This is a genomic window from Psychrobacter sp. (assembly GCF_018260395.1).
In the GTDB taxonomy this organism is placed as follows: Bacteria; Pseudomonadota; Gammaproteobacteria; order Pseudomonadales; family Moraxellaceae; genus Psychrobacter.
Map to the genome: position 1 here is coordinate 1 of NZ_JAGLBC010000057.1, position 13,339 is coordinate 13,339.

Annotated in this window: 14 protein-coding genes; 6 read left to right on the forward strand and 8 right to left on the reverse strand. The window is 37.1% G+C overall.

All coding sequences use genetic code 11. The annotated features are described in order from the left end of the window. Positions 1-21: 21 nt before the first annotated feature. The 4 genes from QZ265_RS05970 to gigD form a co-directional block, all read right to left on the reverse strand. Positions 22-756, reverse strand: a complete 735-nt coding sequence (locus tag QZ265_RS05970) for a hypothetical protein (RefSeq protein WP_296404364.1) — start codon at positions 754-756, stop codon at positions 22-24. Positions 757-895: 139 nt separating this feature from the next. After that, the gene (locus QZ265_RS05975; RefSeq protein ID WP_296404366.1) at positions 896-1,405 is read right to left on the reverse strand and encodes an EF-hand domain-containing protein; all 510 of its coding nucleotides are present in this window, start codon (positions 1,403-1,405) and stop codon (positions 896-898) included. A 237-nt stretch (positions 1,406-1,642) separates the two neighbouring features. After that, on the reverse strand, positions 1,643-2,356 hold the full coding sequence (locus tag QZ265_RS05980) for a metallophosphoesterase family protein (RefSeq protein ID WP_296404368.1): 714 nt from the start codon (positions 2,354-2,356) through the stop codon (positions 1,643-1,645). 168 nt (positions 2,357-2,524) lie between these two features. Then, positions 2,525-2,968, reverse strand: coding sequence for an Lrp/AsnC family transcriptional regulator GigD (gigD, locus tag QZ265_RS05985; RefSeq protein ID WP_296404370.1), 444 nt, complete (start codon positions 2,966-2,968; stop codon positions 2,525-2,527). A gap of 146 nt (positions 2,969-3,114) precedes the next feature. On the opposite strand from gigD, the gene kynU reads away from it, so the two are divergent. The 3 genes from kynU to QZ265_RS06000 all read left to right on the forward strand — a co-directional run bounded on the left by kynU (position 3,115) and on the right by QZ265_RS06000 (position 7,338). Next, a complete protein-coding gene (gene kynU, locus QZ265_RS05990) occupies positions 3,115-4,368 on the forward strand; it encodes a kynureninase (protein WP_296404372.1) in 1,254 nt (417 codons plus the stop codon). A 256-nt stretch (positions 4,369-4,624) separates the two neighbouring features. Further along, a complete protein-coding gene (locus QZ265_RS05995) occupies positions 4,625-5,965 on the forward strand; it encodes an MFS transporter (RefSeq protein WP_296404374.1) in 1,341 nt (446 codons plus the stop codon). A gap of 188 nt (positions 5,966-6,153) precedes the next feature. After that, positions 6,154-7,338, forward strand: a complete 1,185-nt coding sequence (locus QZ265_RS06000; protein ID WP_296404375.1) for a M20 aminoacylase family protein — start codon at positions 6,154-6,156, stop codon at positions 7,336-7,338. 409 nt (positions 7,339-7,747) lie between these two features. Here the strand turns inward: QZ265_RS06000 and rocF are convergent, their stop codons facing one another. Beyond that, positions 7,748-8,698 (reverse strand): arginase, encoded by a 951-nt coding sequence (rocF, locus tag QZ265_RS06005; protein WP_296404377.1) that lies wholly within the window; start codon positions 8,696-8,698, stop codon positions 7,748-7,750. Between the two features lie 118 nt (positions 8,699-8,816). Between rocF and QZ265_RS06010 the strand changes: the two genes are divergently transcribed. Both QZ265_RS06010 and QZ265_RS06015 read left to right on the forward strand, forming a co-directional pair. Next, positions 8,817-9,032: a hypothetical protein gene (locus QZ265_RS06010; protein ID WP_296404379.1), complete on the forward strand. Its 216-nt coding sequence runs from the start codon at positions 8,817-8,819 to the stop codon at positions 9,030-9,032. A gap of 185 nt (positions 9,033-9,217) precedes the next feature. Further along, a complete protein-coding gene (locus QZ265_RS06015) occupies positions 9,218-10,099 on the forward strand; it encodes a phosphatase PAP2 family protein (protein ID WP_296404380.1) in 882 nt (293 codons plus the stop codon). Positions 10,100-10,163: 64 nt separating this feature from the next. Here the strand turns inward: QZ265_RS06015 and QZ265_RS06020 are convergent, their stop codons facing one another. The 3 genes from QZ265_RS06020 to QZ265_RS06030 form a co-directional block, all read right to left on the reverse strand. Beyond that, on the reverse strand, positions 10,164-10,862 hold the full coding sequence (locus tag QZ265_RS06020; protein ID WP_296404382.1) for a VIT family protein: 699 nt from the start codon (positions 10,860-10,862) through the stop codon (positions 10,164-10,166). A 289-nt stretch (positions 10,863-11,151) separates the two neighbouring features. After that, the gene (locus QZ265_RS06025; protein WP_296404385.1) at positions 11,152-11,709 is read right to left on the reverse strand and encodes an NAD(P)H-dependent oxidoreductase; all 558 of its coding nucleotides are present in this window, start codon (positions 11,707-11,709) and stop codon (positions 11,152-11,154) included. Between the two features lie 110 nt (positions 11,710-11,819). Beyond that, the gene (locus tag QZ265_RS06030) at positions 11,820-12,185 is read right to left on the reverse strand and encodes a nuclear transport factor 2 family protein (protein ID WP_296404387.1); all 366 of its coding nucleotides are present in this window, start codon (positions 12,183-12,185) and stop codon (positions 11,820-11,822) included. Between the two features lie 329 nt (positions 12,186-12,514). Between QZ265_RS06030 and QZ265_RS06035 the strand changes: the two genes are divergently transcribed. After that, positions 12,515-13,231, forward strand: coding sequence for a 3'-5' exonuclease (locus tag QZ265_RS06035; RefSeq protein ID WP_296404389.1), 717 nt, complete (start codon positions 12,515-12,517; stop codon positions 13,229-13,231). The last annotated feature ends 108 nt before the right edge of the window (positions 13,232-13,339 follow it).

Genomic DNA, 13,339 nt, shown 5'->3' on the forward strand with positions numbered 1-13,339 from the left:
TTTAGCAGTTAGTTTCTACTTTTAGGTGTTATTATTTTTTGGGGTGATTACCAATATAATCCATAACGTTCGTTTTAAAGAGTCCAAATAAGCTTGCTGCTGCAGGCTACTAAATTCACTATTTTTTGGTAAAACAAAAGTGGCGATAACATTACCCGAGCTGTCTGTTACGGGACTAAGAAAATGTGTGTCACTGTTACCGATACTACGACCGAAGATTAGATTATTTTCATTATCCACCAGCGATACGGGTAAAATGGGCGGTTCATTAAGGCGACGTTGTGGCACATGGTCTCTGAGGGGTTTCGGAGGTGAAAAGTGCTGTTGATTAACCAAATTATTCGGCTTACCTGTAACCTCTAAACCTTCCGACGTACGCTTTTCGCCCCTATCAAGGGGTGGCTTACCTAAGTGTGGCGGTAAAGGTCTGTTTGGTTCATTAATAAAATCTCGTCTTGTAAAACTGGCAAAGGCTTCATTTATTGCTTTTGTATAGACATCAGGCTGGCTAATAAATTTTTGCCATTTAACAGGGTCGGTTGCATAATTTTGCTGCACGTTTTCAGCTAACGCATCCAAACTTTGACGTTTCTCAGCATTAAGATAGGTAGTGAAATCAGATTGAACCTGGTGATTGACCAATGCAGTGGTAGTCAATAGTAAAAACATGGCAAAGCAAACAAAATATAATTGCAATCGCCTTTGTATAGATAATGACGCAGAAAAGTCAGTAAGTTTTTTTAGCTTGTTGACCATGTTATTACCAAGTTAAGTTTTATCATCTAATCGTCAAGTTTGCTAAAGTATGGATCAAGCCTAAAACTCAGACTAACCTATTAGTCTGAGTTTTATTCTAGCAAGAGACGATAGCTATTGTAATAATAACAACTATGACCTAGCTGTGTCGTTGACGTTCAGGTTTTGGCGAATTTTCCAATTCTACTTGGGTAATATAACCGTCGTTATTAATATCTACTTGCGTAAAATGTCGACTTAAAGGGCCTTTGACTTCACTTTGCGATAGTTTGTTGTCCTTATTAGCATCCATCTTAGCGAATATCGCAGTTGCTGATGGCGGTTTATCATTTTGTTGTCCGCCACGCTTCATGTTACCGCTTGGTTTATTGGCCTCTAATTCAGCTTGGGTAATGAAACCGTCGTTATTACTGTCTATTTGCGTAAAGTGTTTTCTTAAAGGACCTTTGACTTCACTTTGTGCTATTTTATTGTCATTGTTGACATCCATTTTGGCAAACATCTCAGTAGCTGAAGGCGGTTGACCACGTTGCTGACCGTTATGGTTTTGCGACTCGCCTGAAGCTGCATTAGCACCTGTTGCTGCCAATACTAAGCCTAATGCTAAAATTGTTGATTTTACCTTTGACTTCATCATTGTGTTTCTCATTTCAATACCTTTTGATAGTTTATTTTAAACGTTTGGTTTTAAGTTAAAGATTACGCTTTATCCTTCAACTTGATAACCATCTTAGGTCTAAAATGTGCAGTAAATAAGGACGCTATGTAAGCCTATGTTAGATTAGCTTTCCACATTTATTCAATTAAATAATAGGATAAGCCGCATTAAGTTATATTAAATACAAACTATAGTACAAACATAACCTGCTATAAATTTGGACAATATTCAAAGCGTGACAGGTCTACTCTTTATTGAATGTACAATATCGCTGATCTTAACCTCCTTGCTATCTTTATTCACTTGCCACGCTCGCATAGTATGTTGGTCAATAACCTCTAATGCTGTGAGATTACCGCCACCATAAGCAAAAGTATCAATACAAATTAGATGAGGTTGTTGCCAAATATCGCCATCAAGCTGTTCGCTATGGCCGCAGATAACCGTCTTACCAGAAACATGAGGTGCATCATTTAAATCAAGCTTGCGCCAACGAATAGCGTCATCCTGATTATCTATAGACTTATTTGGATGCGGAGAACCATGACAAAAAATGAAATCTTTAGTTTCGATATAGGGATGTAGATTATTGAGCCATTGTTGGTATTTGAGAGGCACTTGCTGTGCACCCTCGAACGTTGCAGGGAGTCCAAAAGAGTCTAAAGCCTGCTCACCGCCATAGCCAATCCATAGATGACATGTTTCAGCATCGCTCATACTAATGAGCATCATTTCTTCATGATTACCCATAATGACAAACACTTGGCATGTATTTGATAAAGAGATAATACGGTCAATGACGCCCTTACTGTCTTCACCTCTATCTATTAAATCACCTAAAAATATAATGCAATCGTCTATATCAGGAACAATGGCATCAAGTAATCGAATTAATAACCTAAGACAGCCATGAATATCTCCAATAGCAAATAATCGAGACATGTTAACTTCCTTTAAATATAGATTAAACGTTATATGTTTTGAGTTGTAGATGAAAATAGGGTAAAAGTTAACCCCACATAGGAATCCTAGCTAAAAAACCGATTAAACACCATAATATATATTGAAAATACTATCGCAATAAACCTCAGATAACTCAAATTTAAAGTGTTATTTCTGAATCACTTTATCCAAAATAATCTTTGAATTAATACTCATAATACATTTAACCTTATTTAGCTTATTTATTACGAAATTTGAAAATGAATTTAAATCTTCAGTCATGATATATAAAATATAGTTAGATTCGCCTGTCACAATATAAGCATTAATCACTTCTTCAAACAAACTAATTTGCTTAATCATATGTAAATGATCCGCTTCGGTAAGTTGCGTCAGCTTAATTTCTACAATAGCAAAAAACTTCATTCCTAATTTTTCGTAATTAAGTTTAGCCTGATACCCTTCTATCACCCCATTCTTTTCTAATATTTTTACTCGCCGATGACAAGCAGAGGACGATAAATTCACCAGCTCAGCCAACTCTTGATGACTTAAACGGGCATTTTGCTCTAAATGTTTTAAAATTTTGTGGTCTATCGCATCAATGTTCATTATTAAATATCATCTTGATTTATTCGTTTTAATTAGAATCTTATCCTAATTAATAATAATATCAAGTATAAGAATAGGAAATTTTACCAATTTTTTAATGCTATTATTAATTAACGTATCTTAATTATCATAAGGAGTTACTGAACATGATTATATTAGAACAATGCACTGCATGGGATAACGAAGACCCTCTTGCAAAATTTAAAGATGAATTTTTATTACCTTCTGGTGTTATCTATCTTGACGGTAATTCTCTGGGCGCAAAGCCTAAAACTGCCCTAGCAAAAGCTGAGCAAGTCATTTCAAAAGAATGGGGGGTAGATCTTATTAATAGCTGGAATAAAGCGGACTGGTGGGGTTTAGCAACTCGGCTTGGAGATAAGATTGCGCCATTAATGGGTGCAAATCCTAATGAGGCTGTAGTTTCAGATTCTACCAGTGTCAATTTATTTAAAGTATTGGCAGCGGCTATTAAAAATCAAGCTGAAGTTGCTCCTGACCATAAAGCTATTATTGTAGAAAGAGATGTCTTTCCAACCGATATTTATATCGTTCAAGGGTTTATTGACTATGTTAATCAAGGTTATGAGTTAGTCATGCTTGAAAGTCCTGATGATTTGAAAAAGGTATTGACTAACCATAAAGTAGCAGTGACTGTGTTATCGCAAGTAAATTACCGCAACGGTTATCTATTCGATATGGAAAAATCCAACCAGCTTATCCATAAGCATGGATCAATGGTAATTTGGGATTTATCTCATTCAATTGGGGCGGTGCCGATAGACTTGAATAACACAAATAGTGACTTTGCTATTGGCTGTACTTATAAATATCTAAATGGTGGTCCAGGCTCCCCTGCCTTTGCTTGGGTAAATGCAAAGCATCAAAATAAATTCTGGCAACCGCTTGCAGGTTGGTGGAGTCATAAGCAACCCTTTGCGATGGCAGACAGTTATGAGCCTGCTGAAGGGATACGCCGCTTTTTATGCGGTACTCAAAGCATTGTTTCAATGAGCTTGATTGAATGTGGATTGGATATCTTTTTGGCTACTTCAATGCAAGAGATACGCAAAAAGTCGCTTAAATTAACAGACTTATTTATGGATTTGGTCGCTCAAGAATGCGGCGAATTTGGCTTAGAGTTGATTACCCCTAAAGACCACCATTTCCGTGGCAGTCATGTTAGTTTTGCTCATAAAGAGGGCTATGCAATTATTCAAGCATTGATTGCTCGTGGTGTGATTGGGGATTATCGTGAGCCTGAAGTTTTAAGATTCGGTATTACACCCTTATACCTAAGTTATGAAGATATTTGGACGGCGGTACAAGAACTTAAGAAGGTCATGCAAAACGAAGAATGGAAAAATGAGAAGTTTCAGGTTCGTGCTGCGGTAACTTAAACCAAGACTTTTTCGCCTTTAGTTATTAGTTGGTAGCTATTTGATCGCCCTATTTAGCAAATCAATAAAAAAATCGGCGTATTTAATGAAATATAAACGTTATTTGTTATCACTAAAATGACTTTTATACCTTGGTGAATGCATGACATTAAGTTGTGAGTGAAATATAAACTAGTAATAGCATAGGTTCTACAAAATTAGATATTGCTAGTTTCACTCATTGTTACATGAAGTTTTTATTTTAAAGGAATAAATTATGTCAACCATTGTATCTAGCCGTTTACCCAACAGCCCTAATTCAAAAAAAATTGTTACCGCAGCCGTTATTGGTAGTGCTTTAGAATTTTATGATTTTGTGCTCTATGCGTTTTTTGCGGTTTATATTGGTAAAGCCTTTTTTCCTTCTGACGATCCCTTCATCAGTTTATTGTTATCATTGGCGGTATTCGGCATTGGATTTATAACTCGTCCACTCGGTAGCATAGTCTTAGGTATCGTAGCTGACCGTAAAGGGCGTAAAATTGCCCTGTTACTCACGATTCTTTTTATCACAGTAGGTACCATAGGGCTGGCTTTGACACCTTCATATGCCAGTATTGGTATTGCTGCCCCGATTATTGTATTAACGTGTCGTTTATTACAAGGATTTGGATTAGGGGGTGAGGTAGGCCCCTCATCGGCCTTCTTAATAGAAAGTGCACCTTCGCATAAACGTGGGTTGTTTGGAAGTTGGCAACTAGCGTGTCAAGGTTTCGCAGCAATTATGGCAGGTGCTTTTGGGATAATACTAATATTATCTTTAAGTACTGAAGATATGTTCGCTTGGGGTTGGCGGATACCCTTTTTCTTGACGCTTTTACTGATTCCGATTGCATTGTATCTGCGTAACAATATGGTTGAGACCTTGCATGAACATACAGTCGCTTCGTCTGATAATACCGTTCATTCTTCTGCAAACAAAGCTGACTCCATAAAGACAAAAAAATCCTACGTGCCTGCCGTTGTAAAAACAGGTGACTTTTGGCGTAAAATTTTTATAGCATTTTGGGCAATTGCTGGTATTACTGTGCCCCTTTATATCTCTATTTATATGAATACTTATGCGACAACCACCTTAAAACTCAGTCCTGCCATCTCAATGTCAGCCACATTGGTTTCTGGTATTGCCATATTAATGTTCTCAGTATTAGGCGGTTGGCTAAGTGATAAATTTGGTAGAAAAAATCTTATGTTATGGCCTCGGATTGTATTGGTCCTAATATCCTATCCCTTCTTTAATTACTTGGTAAATCATATTGGATTGTCATCCCTAATGGTGACAACCTTTGTTCTGACTGGATTCACGGCATTAAGTGGCGGCGCCTGTTTGGTCACTGTCCCTGAATTATTTGATAGAAAAATTCGTGCCACCGGCCTTTCAGTTGCCTATGCTGGCGTGGCTGTTATCTTTGGTAGCACAACCCAGCCTGTTATTGCTTGGCTTATTCAAAGTACAGGTAACCCTGTTTCTCCAGCTTGGTATATGATGTTTATCGTTTTATTATCTATAGTTGCTGTTTGGTTTATGGAAGAAACTGGTAATAAGGCTTTGAAATAACTAGCTTATTAATACTCTTAGGCCATAAAATAGTTAAACCCTTAACTTCTATGCCATAAACTAAACTTGTAATAAATTAACCTAGTCATAAACTAATCAAGTTATACGCTAATTAAGCCATAAAATAACTATGCCATTAACTAACTAAGCTTTTAATACTGCCAATATATATTTCGTGGAGAGTTAATATGATTAAGCACCCTTTGCTCGTTGAATTAGCGCAAACGGCAGATAAGTTTGTCAAAATCCGTCATGACATACATCAACATCCTGAACTGGGCTATGAAGAATTTCGTACCAGTGATTTAGTGGCAAAAAATCTTGAAGCTTGGGGTTATACAGTTACTCGAGGTTTAGGTGGTACAGGTGTGGTCGGTCAAATTAAAAAAGGCAATGGTAACCGAACCTTAGGGTTGCGAGCCGATATGGATGCATTACCCTTATCTGAGGTTACTGGTTTACCCTACGCCAGCAAACATGATGGAAAAATGCACGCCTGCGGGCATGATGGACATACCACTATGCTATTGGCCGCAGCCGAGTATTTAGCACTAAAAGCCGACTTTAATGGCACCCTTAATTTAATATTTCAACCCGCTGAAGAAGGGCTTGCAGGGGCAAAACGAATGATAGATGAAGGGTTATTTGATAAGTTCCCTTGCGATGCAATTTTTGGTATACACAATATGCCAGGCTATAAGCCAGGTCAGCTTTGTTTCAACGAACAGGCATTGATGGCATCAGGAGATCGTATAGATGTGACGTTGCATGGCAACGGTGGACATGGAGCAATGCCGCATTTGGCATGTGATCCTGTGGTTGCAGGTGCGTCTATAATTATGGGTTTACAGACTATTGTTTCTCGTAATATTGATCCATTAAAAACGGGGGTGATTACGGTCGGGGCGTTTAATTCTGGTCATACAGATAATGTCATCCCAGATACAGCTGTATTGAAGTTAAATATTCGAAGCTTAGACCCTGACTCTCACGCAACATTAATAAGCCGTATACAAGAGATGGTAAATCATCAAGCAGCTGCTTATGGTGTAACCGCTAGTTTTGATTTCGTCACTCATTATCCTGTGCTCATGAATGATGCTCAGCAAACCCAATTTGCTTACAAGGTAGCCCAAGAGTTGATTGGGGAAGAGAACACACTCACCGATATAAAGCCATTGACTACCAGTGAAGACTTTGCCTTTTTATTAGAGGAAGTGCCAGGGTGTTATTTATTTATTGGCAATGGCAATGAAGCTACGGGGGGCCACGGTGCTTGCTCTATCCATAACCCAAATTATGATTTCGATGACAGCAACATTCCTATCGGTGCCGCCTACTGGGTTTTGTTAACCCAAAGGTTTTTGGTTTAAATATACTACTTCTTGCAGGCACTTCTAGTTCTATGCTGTAGCCTCATAGTTGCTAATACTTTAGAGTGTTGGTGATTTTTTCAATACTAAAAATCAAGCTTAAGCTCAGCCTATGCTTTCTATCAACTAAGATAAACTGTCTCAATTTGATAATAAATTTAAATCGACCCGTATTAAATTCATAACACTCTCTGTTTGTGTGCCTACATCATAAAATAGATGCAATAAGTGCATTTGTATCACCCACTATACTTTATAACTACATAACTACCTATATTAGGATTAGTCCACACCTGCTAGACCAACTGGGTATAAAGCACCAAACAGAGATGGCTTACTCAAAAAACATTAACCGACCGTTTGCCAAGCCTATCTAGCCTGTGCAGCCTTTTGCCTACGGCAATAAGCTCTAATCTCGCATTAAGGTCGATTTACCAAACAGCGACTCTACCAAATCAACGGCAATAACAGCGGTGCGGTTTTGTTCATCGAGTGCTGGATTTAATTCCATAATATCTAATGAGGCAATTAAACCAGTATCGGCTATCATCTCCATACATAACTGCGCCTCACGATAGGTGGGGCCGCCCATAACGGTGGTGCCAACGGCTGGGGCGATAGATGGGTCAAGAAAATCGACATCAAAACTAACATGCAAATGAGTATTAGCATCCATACCCACTAGTGCCTGCTCCATAGTGTGTTTCATGCCATTTTCATCAATGTAGCGCATGTCATACACCTGCAAACCTTGCTCGTGAACAAAGCGCTTTTCCTCGGCGTCGACACTACGAATACCAATTTGGCGCACCACTTCAGGCAAAATAGCAGGAACTTGACCACTCATTTCAATCAATGCTGGTGCTCCATAGCCGCACAGTGAGGCCACTGGCATACCGTGAATATTACCTGATGGCGTCATGGCAGCGGTGTTAAAATCGGTATGAGCATCTAGCCAGATGACTCGCAACGTTTTATTCACCTTACGGCAATAGCGGGCGATGGCCGAGATAGAGCCAAGCGCAAGAGAATGGTCGCCCCCCATTAATATTGGCAAGCGGCCAATGTTTAATTCGTCATAAACCGCATCATGCACCAATTGATTCCACTCAATGGCCTCAGGCAAATGACGATAGCCATTCACCGGCGGTTGCCATGGATTTGCCGGTCCCTGTAAATTACGGCAATCTTTAACATCAAGTCCATGCCCCATGAGCGCCGCTGCAATGCCAGCAACCCGTAAGGCTTCTGGCCCCATGCTTACGCCACGCATGCCAGCGCCAATATCGGTGGGTGCCCCTATTAAAGAGATAGCTTTAGAATGGGTGTTGTTCGAACAGGATTCGTTAGATGTGGTCATAGTATTGGCTCTATTAGTTAAAGAATTGAAATAATGCATTAGACAACAGTTTAAAACAATAAGCACTATTGTCACTTGAGGCACGACTATGGTTAAAATATAAAGGATATTCAATCACTTGTCTATGAATCTCTATTCAAGATTAGGCAAATTTGATAGAGTTTTGGTTGACAGTGATTTGAATGATAGCGCGTTAATTTTTGACCAGCTTAAAACCGCTAATATCTGGCAACTAATTGAAGACCCCAGAGTTCAGAAGCTAGCAGATGACATAATTGAGGCACAGCAGCGTGCAATTAAAGAGATGCAGGTTCTTATTGAAGAATTAAAATAATTAAATATTGCTATTCCTATCCTTTAAGTAAAATCTATATTACCTTTATCTTTGCCATAAATGCTTGGACTAAAACGCCTTCGACACTTTGAAAATATTTTTAAATAATTTATTTGCTCTTAACATAACCTTAATCATTCATGATTTATACTTAAGTCCTAATGAACCCATAAAGAGCTTAAGTAATGAATTTACAGTTTAATCTTATTCGTAATAACTATTTAGATATCATTCATTACTATCGAGCTCAAGAGCTTTGCATACCTAAACATGATATTGGTAAATTGATTATTTTTTTTGGTTTGCTGATTTTCGTTGCGTTTATAACCTATATCACTGGCGGATATCACGCAGGCTTTATTGAAATAAACGGTCTGACACCTTATTTACCTGAATTTCTGCTACAAAATATAACGGTATTTGGGGATGGCGCTTTACTGTTGCCTTTGGTTCTACTATTTGCACCTAGAAATACGCAACTATTATGGACAGTATTATTTGCAAGTATTGTCTGTGCATTCCTATCAAACTTTTTTAAAGACTACTTTGGATTTGATCGACCACCTGCCATTCTTGACCCAGAAATATTTAATTTAATAGGCCCCTCTCACAAAGCAGGTAGCTTCCCATCAGGTCACACACTTACAGCTTTTTCAATGGCGAGTATTTGTTTTTGCTACTTTAAAAACCAATTTTTTAAATATTCTGCAATGTTTGTAGCGACATTGGTCGGTCTTAGCCGAGTGTTGATTGGTGTTCACTGGCCAATAGATGTTTTAGTTGGAGCTGCATTGGGAATAGCTATTGGTGTGGGAGCTGTAGTTATTACTATGAAGTGGCTAGTTGGATTAAGAGCGCAATTAAATATATTCACTCTTACAATACTAGTGTTGTCCTGTTTGGTTGTTTTTATTGATGGTAATGATTATAAGCTTGCCTTGCCACTAATGTATTCAACGTCAATTTTAGCGCTGGTTCAAGGTATAAGAAGTTATGTATTTCTTAAATTCAAACCAAAAAAACTTGAATACATTGAACCTACATATAGCATTAAAGCTATTAAGTGACAAAGTTCTGTGTATCTATTTTTGAGCTATTTTATTTTAATAGGTAGAATCGTTTTTGCAAATCTTATACTGATACACCAAAAATATTACCAATGATAAATGTTGCTGCCATAGCTAACACGCCCCAAAGTACAACTCTAGTGGTTGCCGGTAAGACAGGTGCTCCACCTAAGCGTGCAGACATCACACCTAATAACATTAACCCAAGTATTGTTAAAGCAACCAAAGCATAAGTTAGTTTATTAGTAGGGAATATAAATATACCTACTACTGGTATGACACCGCCTGCTATAAAGGACAAGGCAGAAGCCAGAGCTGCTTGTAAAGGATTGGCTTGACTAATCTCAGTAATTCCAATTTCATCTCTAGCATGCGCCTCTAAAGCATCATTATCGGTCAGTGCTTTTGCCACTTGGCTCGCCAGCGCTGGATCAAGCCCTCGCCGCTCGTATATTCTAGTCAATTCTAATAATTCACGTTCTGGATTATGATGTAGCTCATACATTTCTTTTTTTAGGTCAGCTTTTTCAGTATCAGCTTGAGAAGATACCGAAATATATTCACCTGCTGCCATTGACAAGGCACCTGCAGTTAGCGCTGCAAACCCTGTTAATAACAAAGCTTGGTGGCTTTGATTGGCGGCCGCAATTCCTACCAATAAACTTGCTGTTGAAATCAGGCCATCGTTAGCACCTAGAACAGCTGCTCTAAGCCAATTATTTCTGTCACTTAAGTGCTGCTCTTCATGTATGGAATTTGACATTATCGCTCTCTTATAAATTTTACTTAGCGTTAAAATGATAGACTTAAATTCATACTTATCTTATCTGAAAAACTTGTTATTAAATATACGATTTATTAACTTGTGGATTACTAAGTGCATGGTTTCAGACTTTACTAAAAAAAGGCTTACTCATCTCGGCAAGCCCTGTCAAAAAATTATGTTCTAAAATTTTTTTAATTTATAGATATAAGTTTTTTATCAGTTACTTTGAGCATTAAAAAAAAGAACATTTCAATAATTAATGCTAATAAAATAATTTATTAACTTTTTAGCTTTTAGCGAATTCAATCAAGGCATCAACAAATTTTTTCAAGTATTTCTGAGTGCGCTCACTGGTAAAATTACCTTGTTCATCTAAAGCATCGTAAGCATTGCTTAAATAAATTTCTGGAGCCATTAATACCGGAGCTTGAAAAGGAAGCATAGTTTTACGTAAATCAAAGCCGCAGCTTCTACCACCATAAGAACTAGGTGAAGCGGTAACAAAAGCAGTTTTTCTACCTGTTAGAACACTGTTATTGTATGGTCTTGATAAAACATCCAGTGCATTTTTTAGACCACCTGGGATAGAACGATTGTATTCAGGACTAACAATTAATAGCGCATCAGCATCTTTGACTTGTTCTCTAATACGAGTGTAGCTATCAGGCGGTGTATCTGTATCGATATCTTCATTAAAATGCGGCAAATCATCAATACGGCACTCAACCACGTTCACATATTCTGGCATTTGTGAGACCATATATTCCGCGAACTTACGATTGACCGAATCTTTTCGAAGGCTGCCAATAATTAGGGCAATTTTTAGCGATTTAGCAGTATTCATTTTATATCCTTTTTATAATGGTTTTATCATCTGTAGTTATAGTCGTTAACAATATCAAAGAAATCTTCAATATAAATAAGTCATAATTCGTACTTTATTAAAATTCCAAATTAGTCGTTAAAAGGCGTACCTTGGTACATAAAGAATTTAAACTTATCACCCTGTTTTTTCCAAATTGAAATAGCGCGATTTTTTAATGAGATAGGTTTGCCATCAAGCATTACATCTGCATAAAAATTACCGGTAACCAATACATATTCGTGCATATCGATGACTTTACTAATATCAAAATTAATATGTTTATATACATAATATCCTGAATTAAGCTTCTGTATATATGATGATAAGTTATCTATAGCACCAATGCTGTGAACATATTGCAAATCTGCATCACACATAGCAGCAAACTCATCGTATTGTTTATTTATTAAATAATTGAATCGCTGTTGCTCAAGCTCGCTAATTTGTTTTTTCATACTTTACTCTCTAATATGATTGGTCTTAAGATAGAATAATAGCTAATTTATCGTATTATAAATAACTATTATTCATAGCACTGTTGCACTTGTTATATTAGAACTTTTTACTAAAATTGATTAAATAGTTATTCTCATAGTTAGGCTACTACATATGAATAATACAAAGTAAGCTTTGCTAAATAATCAACATAAATAGGATTTAATGCAGTTTTTTAATGATTTGATAAGGCTTATTAGCAAAATCATAAACTTTAAAATACTAATAATTTTATTACCTTAACTCTATTTATAATTATAATGTTTTAAATCTTTCTGAGGCTTAGTTTATGACTACTTATATATTAGATACAGAAACCACAGGGCTGGTAGATCCGCATATGACTGAAGCGGCATATTCGATCATAGATATCGTTAATGGCCAAGTCCAAGTTTTACAAGCTCCTAGAGACAAACGTTTCAATCCCTTAAAACCCATTAGTTTAGGCTCTATGGCTACCTCTCATATTTGCGATGAAGATGTTGCTCATGAAACCCCGCATACTGATTTCAAACTCCCTAGCAATGTGCTGTATTTGATTGGTCATAATATAGACTTTGATATGCAGGTATTGAAAAATGCTGGGGTCAAACACACCCCTAAGCTTATTTGCACTAAGGCCATGTCTAATTTTTTACTTCCCTCCTTGGAGAGCCACACTTTAGTGGCTTTGTTATATTATTTCCACCGTAGAATTGCCCGTGAAAATGCTAAATATGCACATGCTGCCATTAATGACATACATTTCACTCAGCTAATATTAAGTAGCTTGATTGATTTGGCTAATGAAAAAGGCCACTCAATAAGTGACATAGAGAGTTTATATCAATTTAGTCAAAAGGCGCGAGTACCGACTCATTTAAGCTTCGGTAAGTATAAAGGACAGGCAATTGCAGATATAGCAGTTACCTCGGAAGGCGCAAGCTACCTAAAATGGCTTGTTAATCAAGACAGTATCGATTCTTACTTAGCTAAAGCGTGTCATCAAGCTATCGGTATGACTTAAATGGTTGGATAGTTGATTATATAATTAGATTATTAAATAAACATATAAAAGATTATTTAACTTAATTTATTTTAAAATAAATTTTATATAGATTGCTTTTTGTGCTTT